13 protein-coding genes are annotated in these 18,243 nt (G+C 44.8%); 11 read left to right on the top strand and 2 right to left on the bottom strand.

All coding sequences use genetic code 11. From position 1 onward, the window contains the following. Positions 1-50: 50 nt before the first annotated feature. The 11 genes from BC643_RS23350 (at position 51) to BC643_RS00860 (ending at position 15,651) form a co-directional block, all read left to right on the top strand. A complete protein-coding gene (locus BC643_RS23350; RefSeq protein WP_170154414.1) occupies positions 51-209 on the top strand; it encodes a hypothetical protein in 159 nt (52 codons plus the stop codon). 181 nt (positions 210-390) lie between these two features. After that, the gene (locus BC643_RS00815; protein ID WP_120271279.1) at positions 391-969 is read left to right on the top strand and encodes an RNA polymerase sigma factor; all 579 of its coding nucleotides are present in this window, start codon (positions 391-393) and stop codon (positions 967-969) included. Between the two features lie 145 nt (positions 970-1,114). Next, on the top strand, positions 1,115-2,143 hold the full coding sequence (locus BC643_RS00820) for a FecR family protein (RefSeq protein ID WP_170154415.1): 1,029 nt from the start codon (positions 1,115-1,117) through the stop codon (positions 2,141-2,143). Positions 2,144-2,260: 117 nt separating this feature from the next. Beyond that, positions 2,261-5,584: a TonB-dependent receptor gene (locus BC643_RS00825; protein WP_120271281.1), complete on the top strand. Its 3,324-nt coding sequence runs from the start codon at positions 2,261-2,263 to the stop codon at positions 5,582-5,584. Positions 5,585-5,596: 12 nt separating this feature from the next. Next, positions 5,597-7,147 (top strand): RagB/SusD family nutrient uptake outer membrane protein, encoded by a 1,551-nt coding sequence (locus BC643_RS00830; protein WP_120271282.1) that lies wholly within the window; start codon positions 5,597-5,599, stop codon positions 7,145-7,147. 210 nt (positions 7,148-7,357) lie between these two features. Then, positions 7,358-8,335: a glycoside hydrolase family 43 protein gene (locus BC643_RS00835; RefSeq protein WP_170154416.1), complete on the top strand. Its 978-nt coding sequence runs from the start codon at positions 7,358-7,360 to the stop codon at positions 8,333-8,335. Positions 8,336-8,365: 30 nt separating this feature from the next. After that, the gene (locus BC643_RS00840) at positions 8,366-9,397 is read left to right on the top strand and encodes a glycoside hydrolase family 43 protein (RefSeq protein ID WP_120271284.1); all 1,032 of its coding nucleotides are present in this window, start codon (positions 8,366-8,368) and stop codon (positions 9,395-9,397) included. Between the two features lie 16 nt (positions 9,398-9,413). After that, complete coding sequence (locus tag BC643_RS00845) at positions 9,414-11,186, top strand: sugar-binding protein (RefSeq protein ID WP_120271285.1); 1,773 nt, start codon at positions 9,414-9,416, stop codon at positions 11,184-11,186. Between the two features lie 42 nt (positions 11,187-11,228). After that, positions 11,229-12,320 carry a glycoside hydrolase 5 family protein gene (locus BC643_RS00850; protein WP_211337943.1) on the top strand — a complete coding sequence of 364 codons (1,092 nt, stop codon included), beginning with the start codon at positions 11,229-11,231 and terminating at the stop codon, positions 12,318-12,320. 149 nt (positions 12,321-12,469) lie between these two features. Next, entirely contained in the window at positions 12,470-15,196 is a 2,727-nt protein-coding gene (locus tag BC643_RS00855) for a glycoside hydrolase family 78 protein (protein ID WP_120271286.1), read from the top strand. 278 nt (positions 15,197-15,474) lie between these two features. Further along, complete coding sequence (locus tag BC643_RS00860; RefSeq protein WP_120271287.1) at positions 15,475-15,651, top strand: histone H1; 177 nt, start codon at positions 15,475-15,477, stop codon at positions 15,649-15,651. A gap of 176 nt (positions 15,652-15,827) precedes the next feature. Here BC643_RS00860 and BC643_RS00865 read toward each other — a convergent pair whose 3' ends face one another. After that, entirely contained in the window at positions 15,828-17,225 is a 1,398-nt protein-coding gene (locus BC643_RS00865) for a DHA2 family efflux MFS transporter permease subunit (RefSeq protein WP_120271288.1), read from the bottom strand. Positions 17,226-17,540: 315 nt separating this feature from the next. Then, the gene (locus tag BC643_RS00870) at positions 17,541-18,221 is read right to left on the bottom strand and encodes an SAM-dependent methyltransferase (RefSeq protein ID WP_120271289.1); all 681 of its coding nucleotides are present in this window, start codon (positions 18,219-18,221) and stop codon (positions 17,541-17,543) included. Positions 18,222-18,243: the final 22 nt, after the last annotated feature.

Consider the following 18,243-nt stretch of genomic DNA (forward strand, 5'->3'; position numbering starts at 1 on the left):
TGGGCTACAGGAAATACATTGCTCCCCAAAGAAGTGCTACACCGGATTGGTTGAATAATAAGGCTGTTGTAAAAGGCCTGTCTGATGAAGCACAATTATTCAACCTGAAGAATGATGCCGGTGAAAACAAAGATTTGCATGCACTTTATTCGGATATTCAGAAAAAAATGGGGCAGACGTTAAACGGGATTTTAGAAGAGTCACAATAAAATCTCGATTTGGATTGGGAATGAGTTGTTTATGTTTATTTTTTTTCATGCTTAAATGGCGTGAAACTGAACCTAAATGTCAGGTTGTGAATTGTTTCACTACGCTTCTGATAATTTAAGTAAAATTGTTCTTCTCATTATTTCTTTAAATTAGCGCTGATTTGGTTCCATTCCATTAACTATGCAGACGAATCTAAACGAAAACCAACTAATCGATCGCTTGAAGAGGGATGATGCTCTTGCTTTTGATTCTCTTTTTAAGATTTACGGCACCAAGCTGTATTCGTTTGCGCTGAAATACCTGAGATCAGAAAGCGAGTCGGAAGAGTTGGTGCAAGAGGTTTTTGTGAAAATATGGGAAAACCGGAAAGCATTGAAAACCGACCTTTCCTTTAAGTCTTACCTCTTTACAATTGCGTTGAACCAAATCCGAAAGTACTTCAACAAACGCGCAATTACATTAAATTACCTCAATCAGCTCGGCGGCGAAGATTTCGAAACGAATAAGACGGTAGAGTCAATCGATTATGCATCTCTCTTGAAAAGGGTCGATGAGATCGTCGACGGCCTTCCTGATCGCAAAAAGCTGATCTTCCAAAAGAGCAGAAAAGAAGGTAAATCCTCGAAAGAAATAGCGACTGAATTGGAAATCACCATCGGTACTGTCGATAATCAAATTTCAGATGCATTAAAGATTATCCGGGAAGCGCTTCGAAAAGAAGATCTGGCGCTGCTGTTATTCCTGACCTTATTCCTCTAAAAAAAAATCAAGCTGTATCGGTCTTATAATGAGCTTGATTTATTCTGATTGTATTTTTTTTCAATTTAACCCATGAGATGTTTATCCCTGGCGGATATAACATACAGGACGGGAGAAAAAGAATATCCTAAAAATGCAGGATTGTATGGATGACGATTTAAAAAAGCTATTGCAGAAATACCAAAGCGGTAAAATTGCGTTAAAAGATGAACTGAAACTGTCGAAACGATTGGCAGATCATCTGGACGAGGATGCAGAACAGCTTCTCCGAAATGATATTCAAGATCATTTTGAAAACTCGGATGAAGAGAATAAAGACCTGAGCGGTGTTTTGTCCGAGATCCATCATCGTATTCATCTCAATCAATCCGCGCAAAAGAAAAGCAAAATTCGTCTGCTTTACCAGTTGGCTTCCAAAGCGGCGGCTGTCCTTTTCATTCCGCTTTTGCTGTTTGCTGTTTACCAATGGTACAATGCGGCAAAGCCTGTTAATGGCGACGCTCTGGTTGAGATCGTTGCACCAAGAGGCGCACGAATCACTTTCCAATTGCCAGATGGAACCAATGGCACACTGAACGCCATGTCGCATTTAAGCTATTCTCCTTCGTTTTCGAACAATCGCCATGTTGCACTTTCGGGTGAAGCCTACTTTGATGTGGCAAAGGATAAAAAACACCCGTTTACGATATCTGCCAACGACAATGTCGTTAAGGTGGTCGGAACTAAATTTTCCTTATCGGCCTATCCTGAAGACAAGTTGACTGAGCTGGTTTTAGAAGAGGGAAAAGTGCTGTTTACACCTTCCAATTCAAACAAACCAATCGATATTATCCCGGGAGAGAGACTTGTAAGCTCCGATCGCGGGGTGGAACAATCAAAAGTTGAAACCTGGAAATATACAGCCTGGAAAGACGGAAGGCTTGTTTTCAGGAACGACTCGATGGAAGAGCTTGCGCGTCGCATCTCACGATGGTATAATGTTGATGTACACATTGACGATCAGGGGCTGGAAGAATATGTGTTCCGGGGTGTATTTGAGAATGATTCGCTGGAGGAGGTTTTACGTCTGCTGAAATTAACTTCTCCAATTGCTTATCGGATTGAAGATCGGCAACCAAATGCTGACGGAAGTTTCAGTAAAAAACGAGTAATAATCACTAAAAATAACAACTAGCACGATGCACGAAAATTGCAAAAGTCCTTAACAGAAAAAAACAGGCGGGCGCTCCACCGCACACCTGTTTTAACGTGTTAAATATCACTGTAGTTAATAATTTAACGGTCTAAATTTATGAAAAAAAAGTCAGAATCCCGGGCATGGGAGAGCTATGCCCTAAAAAAATGCTTCAAGATTATGAAGGTCTTTTTGTTTATCCTATTTCTGAGTATCGGACAGCTCCTGGCAGTCGACTCCTACTCGCAAAGAACAAAGCTATCTCTTGAACTAAACCATACCGAATTATTGCGCGTTCTCGATGAGATCGAGAATCAAACAGACTTCTACTTCCTTTTTAATGAAAAATTGATTGATGTTGATCGCAAGGTCAGTATCAGTGTGAAAGATCAGGATATTCAAGCCATACTCAGCCAGTTATTTGATGATTCGAATGTTGAGTACCAGGTTGTTGATCGGAAAATCGTTTTATCTCCCAAAGATGTTTTTGAGGTTCAGGCCAATAAAGATGTGAAGGGTACGGTCAAAAATGCTGAAGGCGACCCGATTATCGGGGTAACGATTGCCGTAAAAGGAACAACCCGAGGCACGATCTCTGACGTCGACGGAAACTTCTCTCTAATCAATATTAGCCCTGACGTCACGCTGGTTTTTTCATACATCGGAATGGAACCACAGGAAGTGTTGGTGGGCTCGGAAACCGTCTTTGATATTGTGATGAAGGAAAGCGCCATCGGCCTTGAAGAAGTAGTTGCGATCGGATACGGAACAGTGAAGAAGGCTGACCTAACGGGCGCCGTGTCTGTTGTGAAAGCTGATGATTTCAAAAACGTGACCGCCTTAAACGTGGGGGATGCTATCCAGGGCTTGGTTGCCGGTGTAAATATCCGCTCGAGCGGTGGTATCGGTAGCGAGCCAACGGTGGAGATTCGTGGTTTGGGAAACTTTACCAACAACAATCCGCTGTATATTATCGATGGTTTGCCAACTTCGGGAAACCGCGACTTCAACGTCAATGATATTGAGTCTATTCAGGTATTGAAAGATGCTTCGGCTGCTGCAATCTACGGTTCGCGTGCTGCAAACGGTGTAATCATTATCGAGACTAAAAAAGGCTCGGCAGGCGAAATGAAGGTGAACTACACCGGTAAAGTCAGTATTGACAATCTGCCGATGATGGATTTGATGAGCCGGGACGAATGGATTGACATTACCACACAAGCTTACGAAACCGCAATTGCAGATGGTGTGCCTGATGTACATGCTGTTCCGGATTGGATGGATGGTAATACCGATTGGAATGATGCGGTATTTCAAACTGCGATTGTGCAGGATCACAACCTGTCATTTTCCGGTGGAAGCAAGGATGGGAGATACCTGGTGTCGACCAACTACTACGATAATCCGGGTACCGTTTACGGAACGTCGATGGAGCGGTACAGCTTCCGCGTTAACACGGAAGGTAAAAAGGGAATCTTCACGATCGGGGAGAACCTGGCGGTGAGCAATACCTTTGTTGAAAATCAGAACTCAGTTTTTTCGAAGCACATCGACGTGTTGCGGATGCTCCCGATTATACCGATCTACAACGAAAATAACCCCGGTGGTTACGGGTACGGTGATGAAGCAACAGCCAGAACTTTTGGTTCGAACCCGATTGCTACGGAAGATTTGATGTACAACAGCGACGAAAACCTTCGATTGAGAGGTAATTTGTACGCTACCCTGGATATTATAGATGGCTTGCAGTACAAAGTGAATTTGGGTTACGAAACAAGCCAGGACAATCACAAATGGTTGCGCAAAGTCGGAAACTTTACCCTGAACCAACCTTACGAGCCGTCAACCCGCTACGAGAACAAAGGCAAGTACGTCAACAAATTGATTGAAAATACACTGACCTACAAAAAACAGTTTGGCAAACACGATATCAATGCTGTAGTTGGTAATTCCTACCAGAGTACCTACTACGAAATGATTGCTGCTCAAAAGAAAAACCTGGTACAAGTGGGTGACTATTATTTCGATGTGATTGACGCCGGTACAACCGACCCGAATGCCTGGGGAAATATTGGCGAATCGTCATTGATTTCATACTTCGGGCGTTTGAACTACACCTTTGCCGAAAAGTATTTGTTGAGTGCTACTTTCCGTGAGGACGGTTCTTCAAAATTTGCTCCTGACAACAAGTGGGGTTTCTTCCCTTCAGTTTCGGCAGGTTGGAGAATCAGCAAAGAGAACTTTTTCAATGTTCCCTGGATCAACGATTTGAAATTGCGCTACAGCCACGGTACATTGGGTAACGTGAACATTGGAAACTGGGATTATGTCGCTGTATTGAACTCGTTCCCGATTGCAGTATTTGGAGCTGATCAGCACCTGGAAACTGGGATGACCCAGATAAAACTGGTAAACAGTGATCTGAAATGGGAAGAACAAACACAGGAAAACTTTGGGCTTGATATTGCTGTACTGGAAAACAAACTGCAGTTCAGTGCTGAATACTTCATTTCGACAACGAAAGATGTATTGACACCGATGCAGATTTTAATGACCACAGGTAATGATGGTGGCAACCCACCGGTGAATGCTGCCAGTCTTCGGAATAAAGGTTTCGAGCTGACCGGAACATGGAGAGATAAAAAAGGCGACTTTTCGTATTCAATTGGCGGTACATTTACCCGTTTAAGAAACGAAGTGCTGGAGTTTGGCTACGGTAAAGTGGAGCAATATACCTGGATTACAAAAACCGAAATCGGTCAGCCGTTGGCTATGTTCTACACGATTAAAACCGATGGTCTTTTCCAAAGCCAGGAAGAAGTGCTGGCTCATACCAATTCAACCGGAACAGTTATTCAACCCAATGCCAAGCCTGGTGATATTCGCTATGTGGATGTGAACGATGACGGACAAATCAACAATGAAGACCGCACAATCACCGGTAATCCATGGCCAAAATTTGAAATTGGCTTAAACGGTCAGGTATCATACAAAAACTTCGATTTCAGCTTTGCCGGATTTGGTTCATTCGGACAAGATGTGTTTAACGGGGCGGCCAGCTGGATGGGTGGTTTCTCGGATAACACCAACCACTTGTCTGGTTACAAAGGATGGACGGCTGAAAATCCGAATACCAAAAATCCTCGCGTCATTTACGCGGATAACCGCAACGCCCGTGGCGATCAGGACCGCTGGATTGAAAAAGGTTCCTACTTTAAAATCAGACAAATGACCTTGGGATATACGTTTGATATTCCGAAGTTGAAACAGGTTTTTGATGACCTGCGCGTTTCTGTAACAGGCCAAAACCTGGTTACATTTACGAACTACAGTGGACTCGATCCCGAGTTTAAATCACCGGATATTTGGGTTAAAGGACAGGACGATGCGGCCTATCCGTCACCAAAATCAGTTGTATTCTCACTTTCATTTCAATTCTAAACCCGGATCATTATGAAAAAGATATTAATATATAGTTTATTGGCGGTGGTACTCTCACTGGCCTCCTGTAACGAGGATCTGATCGATATTCCGAACCCAAACTTTCCAACCACCGATACATTCTGGAAATCACCGGATGATGCGCAACTTGGTTTGGATGCGGTTTATACCATGTTTTACAAACCAGGCAGCTGGACCCGTTGGATTTACTTCCGCTACGATTTGACTTCAGACGAAGGATACAGCCAAAGTCCATGGAACGAGTTGAAAGAATGGACACGCTTTATCTACTTCAATTATAACTTCTGGGAAGGTAACGCCTGGATGTGGCGCGACCACTACAAGGCAATTTTCCGTTGTAATCAAGTTTTGGATTTCGTTCCTGAAATTGAATTTGACAATCAAACAGATAAAGACCAGATTTTAGCACAGGCTAAATTTTTACGCGCGTTCTATTACTATAACCTGGCCATCATGTTCGATAATGTGCCACTGGTATTGAATGCCTCAAGCCCGGATGATACGCCTGCACAAAATACCGAAGCTGAGGTTTATGCACAGATCAAGCTTGATTTGCAGGATGCAGTTGCGTCGCTGCCTGACCAATGGGATTCGAGCAACATGGGACGTCCGACCAAAGGGGCTGCCCTGGCATTATTGGGCAAAGTGCACATGCAATTGCACGAATGGCAGGCTGCCAAAGATGCGCTTTCGTGGTTGGTTGAAGGAGCCGGTGCAAGCTATTATGATTTGGTGTCGAATTACAAGGATAATTTCATGCACACAACCGAGAATAATATGGAATCGGTTTTCGAAATTCAGTTTTCGGATGTGAACCCTTCCGGCGATGGTGACGAGCCCAATCAGAATGTTGGGTCGAACCGGGCACAGTTTTTTGCTCCTCGCGGTATTGGCTGGTGCGATGGCCAACCTCGGAGCTGGCTGGTTGATGAGTACAAGAAAGAAGCTACTGTAGATGGGGAGATCGATCCGCGATTGAGAGCAAGTCTTTTCTATCCTGAAATTCAAACAGACTACCCGGATGAAAAAATTTATGGTCGCGACTGGCAAGCCGGTTGGGGAACCGATTGTTTCTTCCGGAAATACCAGGGTGACTATTATCGCGATCACGAAGACTACTATTCACCAATTAACTTCCGTGTGATTCGTTATGCCGATGTGCTGTTGCTTTATGCTGAATGTTTGACCGAACTAGCCAGCGGTACTCCTCCAGCACTGGCTATCGAGTGTGTGGATCGCGTGAGAGAACGGGTGAACCTGCCAACATTGGAGAACAGCACGTTGTATGCTTCTGTCGTAACATCGAAAGATGCATTCCTGAAGCGCCTGCAAATGGAGCGTTCTTTAGAACTTTGTCTGGAAGGCGTGCGTTGGGCCGACCTGAAACGTTGGAATCTTTGGGATACTGCTGAAGGTTTGAACGAACTGATCGGACGCGACCCGGACTTCAGCAACTTCGTTGTGGGTAAATCCAGCAGGCTGCCGATTCCACAATCGGAAGTGGACAACAACCCGAACCTGGATCAAAATCCGATGTACTAGTTGTTATTTCTATATCAAAGGCTGTGCTGTACGTATGCGATGAATTTCCGGGGAAGACCATTGAGTTAATCCGGAATACATCGAGGCTGCAGTACAGCCTTTAAAACTAATTTCAAGACAAAAGCAGTCGATTTTTGCTCAAATGAGTGTGTGTTTTTGTCGGTTAAATGGTATTACTATAAAATGATAAAATTTATAACCTACAGACCAATGAATCTATTTCTTCAGCTTGCCCTGTTTCTTTCGATTTTCGCCTGCAATAAGTCTTCGGACGATGGAGCAATTGTCGATGAAAAGCCGAATCCTGTGACCTTTGGTGATCCGTTCATTCTGGAGCATGACGGAACCTTTTACATGTATGGAACATCGAATGCTGAAATCGGAATTCAAGTTTTCCAATCTACTGATTTGAAACATTGGAGTGGACCAGCCGGAGAACGCTATGGTTATGCTCTTTACCGTGACGACGTTTGGGGTAACTATGGCTTTTGGGCGCCTGAAATTTATGAATTAGATAACCGTTTTTACATGTTTTTCTCGGTGCAGGAACACATTGCTGTTGCTGTTAGCGATAGTCCGCTGGGGCCATTCGTTCAGGAAAATAAAACACCGCTGCTCACAACCCAGGCCATCGATACCCATTTGTTTATCGATGAAGATGGTCGCAAATACCTTTACTACGTCGCCTTTACGGATGGTAACGTGATCTGGATGTGCGAAATGAATGACGACTATTTGTCGATCAAGGAAAATACAATTCAGGAATGTTTTGGTGTTAGTCAGCCTTGGGAAAACAGTCAGAAAGAGCCGGTTGCCAAAGTAACGGAAGGTCCGTATATCCTGAAACACAACGGACTTTACTACCTTGTTTATTCGGCCAACCATTTTGCCAGCCCCGACTATGGCATCGGTTACGCAACGGCACCTTCGCCAACCGGACCGTGGACGAAGTATGAGGGAAATCCGATTGTTGCATCAGATAGTGATATTGTAGGAACCGGGCATTGTGCCTTTTTCACCGATTTGGAAGGAAATCTGAATGTGGTGTACCATTCCCATTATAGCAAGACCAGCGTACAACCCCGTTTGGTGCACATCAACCAATGTCGTTTTGTGACCAATCCGAACGGTGGTCCCGATATTCTGGAAATCGTTGCTCCAAGGATTGATCCAATCCTGGAAAACTAAACTTTCCGCTTAACCTAACGAACCAACACAATGAATTTCAATAAAATTAAAATATTCCTTTACGCAGCTTTACTGCTGTTTGCTTGTACCAGGGTGAGGGCACAGCAACCTGATCCACCGGGACAAGTGGATAATCCGAATGAAGCAGTGAACCAAGCCTATCTTTTTGCGCATATGATCCACGAAGATTATGGGCGGTTGTATTACACGGTGAGCCTGGATGGTTTACACTGGCATGCACTCAACAACATGAAGCGTGTGTTTGAGGATTACAAAGGACACCCTGATATTTGCAAAGGCCACGACGGAAGATATTATATTGTTGGTAACAGAAGCGACGCTTCACCGGATATCAACATCTGGGTTTCCGACGATCTGATTAGTTGGGAATTGTACAATACGTTTACCCCGGATTTAAAGAGTACTCCTGACTATTCGTATGCACTGCAGCGAATTGGGGCCCCAAAGCTTTATTTCGACGAAGACTCAAAACAATACGTGCTCAGCTGGCACACGCCGCATAAAGAAGGGGGCGAGACGTATTGGGCCAGCCAACGTACGTTGTACGTTCTGTCCAAGGATTTGAAAACATTTTCCGATCACCCAACCCGTTTATTCGATTGGGACATGGGAACAATCGATGTGTTTATCCGCAAGATCGGGGAGAGCTACTATGCAATCTTAAAAGATGAAACTTACCCCACGCTTTACTGGACGACCGGGAAAACGATTCGTATCGCGAAAGCCCCGTCGTTGTTGGGGCCTTATTCAGAACCCGGACCGTCAATCAGCCCGAATTTTCGCGAAGCTCCCATGCTCATTCCTTCTCCAGATGGGAAAATCTGGTATATGTACTACGAACAGTACCCGGGAGTTTCCTATGGGCTTTCCATTGCCGATAATATGAACGGCCCTTGGTTCCAGGCGTCTGGCTATACATTTTACAGCGATTGGGACAAGTACAGTCTTCCGGCAAAAGTTCGCCACGGCTGCATGATTACCATTTCGAGGACTGAGTATGACAAGCTGGTCGAGCATTTTGGAATAGAAGAAGAGGATTAATGCAATTGACAGTTAAATGATTCAACCAGGATATAAAAAACAAAAAACGAAATTGTTGACGGTGCTGATCGGTTGCTTTGTCAGCCTGTCGTCCTCCTGCTCGTCCGGTGGCGGTGATGACATTGTGCCGAAAACTGAACCTGCCATTCACGAAAATATAGATGGTATTCGGATTGCCTGGGATTACAGCACGCGAGTGAAAATTGCGCCGGCTGATGATCAGTCTGCAGGCTATTACGGATATGCTCGAATGAGGGAGTTGCATGACGGGCGTCTGGTTTGTGTGTACGAAACTTCATACGGTAATATTGAACTGGTCTTTAGCGATGATAAAGGAGCCAGCTGGGGAGAGCGTCAAACCATATTTGCGACCGAAAATAATATTGCGATGGCGGTGCCCGATCTGATTGAGTTGACCGATCACTCGCTGTTGGTCGCTTGTAATCCGCGTCCGCGACAACCATACTCGGATGACCGGAAATTTGGAATCAAAGTATGCAAAAGTCCGGATGGCGGTCAAAGCTGGGACGAGGAACAAGAGATTTACCAGGCACAGTCGATTTTTGAAGATGGTTGTTGGGAACCGTCGTTTGTACAGCTACCCAGCGGCGAAGTTCAGCTATTCTTTGCGAACGAAGGTTTTTTTACCAGTAGTTCGGAGCAAAATATTTCCATGTTCCGATCGCTCAACAACGGAGACAGTTGGGCCGCGGAGCCTGTTGTGGTCGGATTTCGGCCGGGACGGCGTGATGGAATGCCTGTGCCTCTTCTTTTGGAAGACAAAGGCGAAATTCTGGTTGCTGTCGAGGACAATAAAGTCGGCGAATTCAAGCCAACGATTTATCGGGAGAAAATACCAAACAATTGGAATGACGTATTTATTTCAGCGGATGATTCGCGCAGATCGTATCACCCTATGACTGACCGGCTTGCTGATGACATTTATGCAGGTGCTCCGTATTTGGCTCGCCTGGAAGCAGGGGAGGTGTTGCTTTCTTATCAAACCACACTCAATCGGAGCAAACAGTGGGATTTATCTTCAATGGCAGTCGAAATAGGCGATGAGAGCGGTTTACTTTTTGGCAACCGAACCATTCCTTTCGATATTCCCATTACAAGAAGAGGGCTGTGGAACTCACTCGCGGTAATCGATGGCAATACGCCTGTAGCAATAACTTCTACTGATGCCTGGTCTACGAATTCTGTTCAGGTATGGATGATCAAAGGGCATGTCATTCCTGAGTTTGTAATTCGCCAGGGAACGGCTAGCGTGGACGGTCAGCTGGATGATGCTTGCTGGGATGGCGAATGGCCGTATTTTGTTGGGCATAAGGGTGTTTTGCGCATGTATGCTAGCTTGAGTAAAGATCAGGAGAACCTGTACTTGGCGGCCCGGATTGAAGACACTGATTATTCTTCATCGAATACAAATGAGCTTGTTTTTCAATTTGATACCGAACGGAAAGGTTACGAAAAACCACACCAGGGTATTTTTGCGGTTCATTGCCAAAGGGACGGTGCCATTTCGATTGAAGAAGGATCGTTTGGAGAATGGGAACCGGTTGAAAGTGTTTCGGGTGTTGCTTACAAGGTCGTTCAATCCGGAAGCAGCTATTTCATAGAATTGGCAATCCCGTTAAGCCTGTTTCATTCTGAATTCACGACTGGCAAGCATATGGGGATCAACTTCCAACTCAATTATAGAACGAAAAGCGGTTCCTTGATTCAGGAATCTATGGCAACAGACGACCCGGGAAAACCATACAGCTGGAGCCCGTTAAGATTTTAAATTTGAGTATACTAACATATTTACCTAATGCATATGAACAACATGAATAAAAAAATCTACTTAGGTGTAGTCGTACTGATGATGGCTTTTACGGCTTGCCAAAATTCACCGAAGAAGACGCAGGAAGAAGCGGAACCAGTTGCAAAAATCTGGACGAAAGAACAGGCTCAGGCCTGGCAGAATGAGAATGGTTGGTTGCGTGGTTCTAACTTCAACCCCAGTACCGCCATTAACCAGTTGGAAACCTGGCAAGCTGAATCTTTTGATACGGCCACGATCGATCGCGAGCTGGGTTGGGCCGAGAACATTGGGATGAACTGCATGCGTGTTTACCTCCACCACGTTGCCTGGGAAGTTGATAAGGACGGTTTCAAAGGTCGAATGGATAAATACCTGGATATCGCCGACAGTCACGGTATCAAAACAATCTTTGTAATTTTTGACGATTGCTGGAATCCAACTTACCACGCCGGTAGACAGCCCGATCCGAAACCGGGCGTACATAACTCGGGATGGGTACGCGATCCGGGAGATTTGCTGTACGAAGATTCTACTTTGGTCGATGAGCTGGAAGTGTACGTGAAAGATGTTTTGACGACTTTCAAAGACGACAAACGTATCGCGCTTTGGGATTTGTACAACGAACCTGGCAACTCGAATTACGGAAACCGCTCGATGCCGTTGCTGAAAAAAGTGTTCGATTGGGGATGGGAAGTGCGCCCGTCACAACCCTTGTCGGCTGGCGTTTGGAATCTCTCTTTGTCTGATTTGAATAAATTCCAGGTTGAAAATTCTGACGTCATCACTTATCACAACTACGAAGGGCCGGAAAAGCACCAGGCAGCAATCGATACGCTCAAGTTGTACGGTCGTCCGTTGGTGTGTACCGAGTACATGGCTCGCCGCAACAACAGCTTATTCACCAACATTATGCCAATATTGAAGAAGGAGCATATTGGCGCCACCAATTGGGGATTGGTAGCCGGAAAATCGAATACCAAGTATGCCTGGGATGAGCCGATTTCGGATGGATCAGAACCACCATTGTGGTTCCATGAAATTTTCCATACGGACGGAAAGCCTTACAAGCAAGAAGAAGTTGATTTGATCAAGAGCCTCACACTCGGAGAATAATATTGAAAAAGTTTAAGCACAGCCGCAATGCTTGCTTGAAAACGTCTGTTACTGCATGTATTTCGCCGGATGTATAAGGTGAGTTACATGCAGTTTTTTTAACTTGTAGAAGCCTGCAAACATTCAATAATAAAATCGAATACAGCAAAATGAAGATTACCAAATTTTGGACGAAGCATTGGCTATTCGTCCTGTTGCTTGCCGGTTTGTCCATACCGGCATTAGCAAAAACAGAAGTCACAAACTTGGTGTGTGAATATCACGTCAATCCGATTGGCTTGGATGTACACCAGCCGCGTTTAAGCTGGAAACTTCTATCAGACGATACGGATGTGATGCAAACCGCTTACGAGATCCGGGTAACCGACGGTAGTGCAAACGGAGATCTGCTGTGGACTTCCGGAAAGGTAGATTCTGACCAATCAGTCAATCTTGTTTATGAAGGTCCTGAATTGAAATCGGGGCAGCGTGTTTATTGGCAGGTGCGCGTTTGGGATCAAAACGGAAAAGCAAGTACCTGGAGTGATACCGCCTTTTGGGAAATGGGGCTTCTGAGTCCTTCGGTATGGACTGCATTCTGGATTACGGGTGACATGGTAATGAAAAATGCTAAAGAAAGACCAAGTCCATATTTACGTAAAGAATTCCCTGTTGCGAAAAAGGTAAAATCAGCACGGGTGTATGTCACTGCTTTGGGGCTTTACGAGCTCTATTTGAACGGCCAAAAAGTGAGTGCCGATCTTTTTACGCCAGGCTGGACCAGCTATAACAAACGACTGCAATCCCAAACATACGATGTTACCGGTATGCTTCAATCGCAGAATACCATCGGAGCGATTTTGGGAGACGGATGGTACCGGGGCAACATTGCCTGGAGAGGGAATAACTATTTTGGCGATCAAATTGCACTTTTATGTCAACTTCGGATTGAATATACGGATGGAACAAGTGAGATTGTGAAATCGGATGATAGCTGGAAAGTGGCTACCGGTCCGATCATTTCTTCTGATATCTACAATGGCGAAACCTACAATGCAAATTTGGAAATACTAGGTTGGGCAAGCGCCGGATTCGATGATGCAAAATGGCAACCGGCAGCAGTAATCGACTACACGAAAGAAACTTTAATCGCACCGCAAGGAGAAGTGGTGAAAGTTTGTGACGAAATAAAGCCTCTGAAATTGATTACTACGCCAAAAGGCGAAATCGTTTTTGATATGGGACAGAATATGGTCGGCTGGGTGCAATTGAAAGCAGAAGGTGTGAAAGGCGATACGATTACCCTGAAATTTGCCGAGGTACTGGATAAAGACGGCAACTTCTACACGGCAAACCTTCGGGCCGCAAAAGCTACGGATAAATTTATCTTGAAAGGAGAAGGGGAGGAAACCTTTGAGCCTCATTTTACCTTTCACGGTTTCCGCTATGTGCAGCTGATTGGTTACAAGAAGGAGGCAGAGTTGAGCATGATCACCGGGAAGGTTATTCATTCGGATATGAAGCCAAGTGGATCATTTAGTTGTTCCAATCCACTGATCAATCAATTGCAACATAACATTCAATGGGGACAAAAAGGCAATTTTCTGGATGTGCCGACTGATTGTCCGCAGCGTGACGAACGATTGGGCTGGACCGGTGATGCACAGGTTTTCAGCATGACTGCGGCTTTCAACTACAACGTGGCAGCTTTCTTTACAAAATGGTTAGGTGATGTAGCGGCCGACCAACTTCCCTCGGGAGCAGTTCCTCATGTTATCCCCGATGTTTTGAAAGGGGAAGGCGGCTCAACTGCCTGGGCTGATGTGTCAACAGTCATTCCCTGGAATATGTACCTGGTTTATGGCGACAAGCGGATTTTGGAACGACAATACACGAGCATGAAGGCTTGGGTTGACTACATGCATAACATGGCTGGCGATGATAATTTGTGGACAGAGAACTGGCATTTTGGTGATTGGCTGGCTTTTGCAACAACAAATTCAGACTATCCGGGAGCAACAACCGAGAAAGATTTGATTGCAACCGCTTACTATTCGTATTCGTCGGGAATCCTGGCAAAAACTGCCCGACTTCTGGGTAAGGAAGATGATGCTGCGAACTATCAAAACCTTTCGGATGATATTAAATCAGCATTTGTTCAGGAATACGTGACTCCGCACGGGCGCTTGGTCTCGCATACCCAGACTGCATATTCTATGGCGCTGTCCTTTGATCTTTTGCCCAAAGATTTAATTCCGAAAGCTGCTGCATATTTGGTGCAGGATGTCAGCAAATTTGGGCACCTGACAACCGGATTTGTAGGAACACCATTGCTTTGCAAATCTTTGTCGGATAATGGGTATTCCGATCTGGCCTTTATGTTACTGAACCGAAAAGAATACCCGTCGTGGTTGTACCCGGTTACGCAGGGAGCAACGACAATCTGGGAACGCTGGGACGGTCAAAAGACTGACGGAACATTTCAGGATGTTGGTATGAACAGTTTTAACCATTACGCCTATGGAGCCATCGGCGAATGGTTATACAGCTATGTGGCGGGGATCAATGTCGATCCGCAAAATCCGGGATACAAGCACATCATTTTAAGTCCACATGTGGGAGGAGACCTGACGAATGCTTCAGCTAGCTACAATTCCGTGTACGGTGAAATTAAATCCGACTGGAGAATCGAGGATCATGATTTTGTTTACAATGTTTCAATTCCTGCTAATACAACAGCAACTGTCGTTCTGCCAAAAGCCAAAGGAAAAGAATTGCTTGTTAATTCAAAACCGGTGAATGACGAATTCAAAGCGCGGATTGATTCGGAAAATGATCAAATGCAGATTCATTTAGGATCTGGAGGCTATTCATTTAGGTATCCTTTATCAGACTAAAAGGTATGAAAAACAACTTTTGAGAAGACCGGAGCGTTGCCAAACTGGCGATTGGAGCGGCTTTTATTGCGTTCAAAGTTGGTTTTTAGCCTCGCTGAAAACATGATTTTTGGCAGGTCTCTTGTTTGATGCTTTTCGGCAGATCGTTCATTTCAAGACTTTTGTAGTAGAAAAGTGCCCGAAAAGCCCGAAAAATAAGGAATAATAGCTGTTAAGCAGTTTGGAGTTATCAATAAAATTCTATTTTTGAGGAAACAAATACTTAAGAGAATTACATTATGAAAGAACTTTTGGAAAAAATCAATGCCGAGATCGCATCTTTTCAGGAAAATGCAACTGCACAATCAGAAAATGGTAACAAAGCTGCAGGTACTCGTGCACGCAAGGCTAGCTTGGAACTGGGTAAACTTATGAAGGAGTTCCGCCAGGTTTCATTAGAAGAGTCTAAAAAGTAATTCCATATTCTCCCTGCTCTGATAACCCGGGCAGGGAGAATCTTTTATAATTCGGTGGATGGACAATGATTGTTTGCTGACAAAGATCCAGATCCGTTTTCTGCTTTCCCTTTTCAACTCGTAATACCTGCATCAATCCAATATCAGGCTTTCTCACTACGAGTAATTTATTTCGACTAATTCTTCTCCTTATTTCTGACGTTCAGTCCGTCATATTTATTAATTGAAAAATATTCCACCACACTAATCAATGCCATGATTGCTGTGATTTTCAAGGCCAGCTGAAAATCGACTACGGCGTAATGTCCGCTCGCTGTATTGTGAAAGGAAGCTGCTAAATGTAACAGAATTGCACCTGTTGCAACTCCAATAGCGATGCTAATTTGCTGCATGGTGTTGGCAAGTGTATTGGCATGACTCATGGATGCCTTCGGTACATCGGCAAAAGCCAGTGTATTAAGACTGCTAAATTGCATGGAACGGGTCATGCCGGAGAAAAATAGTAAAGGGATCAGAATCAGGTAGGGCGTTTCCGGCTGCAGGTACGATTGTAGAAATACTGCCAGAGCAAGCAGGATACCGTTCACAATAAGCACCACCCGAAAGTTGAATTTGCGCGTTATCCAGATCGTTGCAGGCTTCATCGCTAAGTTACCGGTCATGCTGGCCATGTACAACAGACCAGCATCGAAGGCATTCAAGCCAAATCCAAGTTGAAAAAACAGCGGTAACAGGTAGGGAGCCGTGTTCATGACAATACGGATCAGGCCGCCGGAGAGAATATTGACCCGAAAGGTTTTTATTTTCACAACCGAAAAATCGATCAGCGGCGAATCAATGTTGATGGAGCGCCATACCGACAAACCAATAAGAACTGCAGACAGCAGAAACAAGGCCAAAATAGTCAGTTTCCCGGTAAGTTCTTCTGCTGTCAATTCGAATACCAGTATCAGGCTCAGCAGGCCCAGACTGCTCAGCAAAAATCCTTTCCAGTCGAGTTTTCGCTGGTTTGTTTCGGTGCGGCTGGGAATATACTTGAATGCCAATAACAAGGCAATGGCACCTAAGGGGATGTTAATGAAAAATATCCAGTGCCACGATTGGTAGGTCGTGAAATAGCCACCGATGAAAGGCCCTAAAATAGGACCGATAAGTCCCGGCCAGGTGATCAGTGCAATTGCAGTAACCAGGTCTTTCTTATCGGTGTGGCTCAGCACAGCCAGTTGTCCGACCGGAACCATTAAAGCACCAGCAATGCCCTGCAAAACCCGTGATGCAATAAATGTAGGAAACGAATTGGAAAAGCCGCACAAAACAGAGCTCAGCACAAAACCAACAATGGCTGCGCTAAACACCTTTTTGACACCAAAGCGATCTGCCACCCAGCCACTGACCGGAATAAAAATAGCGACCATAATAACGTAAGCCGTGATGCCCATGCTCATTGATGCAGTGCTCACACCAAAATCCTCAGCCATCTGCGGAATGGCGGTTGTAATTGCAGTGCCGTCGATCGTTTGCATCAGGAAAGTGCCCCCGACGATGAGTGATATAATAAGTGATAATCGTTTCATGATTAATTTCCTTTCTCTCTGACTAAATTTTGTGGCATTTTTCCCTGCAGACAGCACGAATAGATGTCATCCACAATGAGGACTGTGACCTGTCGGTTAATATTCAATATTAGAATCGTTGGACAGATCGCCTAATCACAGATGTTGGGGATTAGCCTTTCATAAGGTTGGGATCCCTGGGTGTCGGGAGTTTTAATGGAAGTAGACTGTAAAAGTATCTTATATGCGACACTAGTCTTTGCACAATTCGAGGAAAAAGTTGTACAATTCCGGTAGCTCTTTCTGTGGGGCAGGGCGTTGGTCTATCTGCTTGTCCTATTTCTGTTTTAGGATCAGCATTTCGTTGCCGCCTTTCTGAAATTCGTAGTCAACCTTTTCAATATGGACGAGGAAGTCCTTTTCAAAATGGTGAATTAGTTCATGCAGCAGTGCTGGTTTTTGGGCGTCCAGATCCAGGATCGGGAAAATGCGGATTTCGCGGGCAACCCGCAGCATTTCGGTAATTGAGGCGCGGTGAAATTCAAATCCCAGCTGCGCATATAAAATCAGGAAGTGGGAGCTGAGTGCCAGGTCGAACGATTGATCTTCAAATACAGTTTGATTGGGTAGCTCGTGGTTGATGTATCGGCCTGACTTTCTACCGTTCTCAAAATCTTCCAGAAAATCGTTCATGGCCGACAGCCGAGTGCGTTCCAACTCGTCGATATTCCTGATCTTCGTCCAAACGAAATTATCGAGGTTGTTTCGGGTTTGTTTCAGAACGACATCTTTGGTTTCGGCTATGCGCTGGCGCAAATCCGAAGCGGAGAACCGGTAGATAGGATCAATGGATACAACCTGTTTGTTCTGCGCAGTCATTTCCTTGTTGAAGCTGGCCGGTCCGTCGCCAAAGCTGATGATCCGTTTATCCAGATCAGATTCAGTTAGGCTGAATAGGCTTTTATATTCAGCTAAAGTGCGTCCCCAAGGGACAGTTTGCTTTAATTCGAAGGGCATGAGGTATTCGGTCTTATTTTTG

This window comes from Mangrovibacterium diazotrophicum, from assembly GCF_003610535.1.
In the GTDB taxonomy this organism is placed as follows: Bacteria; Bacteroidota; Bacteroidia; order Bacteroidales; family Prolixibacteraceae; genus Mangrovibacterium; species Mangrovibacterium diazotrophicum.

Coding starts and splice junctions, on each gene's coding strand:
- BC643_RS00815 (WP_120271279.1), top strand. CDS start 391: ATGCAGACGAATCTAAACGAAAACCAACTAATCGATCGCTTGAAGAGG.
- BC643_RS00820 (WP_170154415.1), top strand. CDS start 1,115: ATGGATGACGATTTAAAAAAGCTATTGCAGAAATACCAAAGCGGTAAA.
- BC643_RS00825 (WP_120271281.1), top strand. CDS start 2,261: ATGAAAAAAAAGTCAGAATCCCGGGCATGGGAGAGCTATGCCCTAAAA.
- BC643_RS00830 (WP_120271282.1), top strand. CDS start 5,597: ATGAAAAAGATATTAATATATAGTTTATTGGCGGTGGTACTCTCACTG.
- BC643_RS00835 (WP_170154416.1), top strand. CDS start 7,358: ATGAATCTATTTCTTCAGCTTGCCCTGTTTCTTTCGATTTTCGCCTGC.
- BC643_RS00840 (WP_120271284.1), top strand. CDS start 8,366: ATGAATTTCAATAAAATTAAAATATTCCTTTACGCAGCTTTACTGCTG.
- BC643_RS00845 (WP_120271285.1), top strand. CDS start 9,414: ATGATTCAACCAGGATATAAAAAACAAAAAACGAAATTGTTGACGGTG.
- BC643_RS00850 (WP_211337943.1), top strand. CDS start 11,229: ATGAATAAAAAAATCTACTTAGGTGTAGTCGTACTGATGATGGCTTTT.
- BC643_RS00855 (WP_120271286.1), top strand. CDS start 12,470: ATGAAGATTACCAAATTTTGGACGAAGCATTGGCTATTCGTCCTGTTG.
- BC643_RS00860 (WP_120271287.1), top strand. CDS start 15,475: ATGAAAGAACTTTTGGAAAAAATCAATGCCGAGATCGCATCTTTTCAG.
- BC643_RS00865 (WP_120271288.1), bottom strand. CDS start 17,225: ATGAAACGATTATCACTTATTATATCACTCATCGTCGGGGGCACTTTC.
- BC643_RS00870 (WP_120271289.1), bottom strand. CDS start 18,221: ATGCCCTTCGAATTAAAGCAAACTGTCCCTTGGGGACGCACTTTAGCT.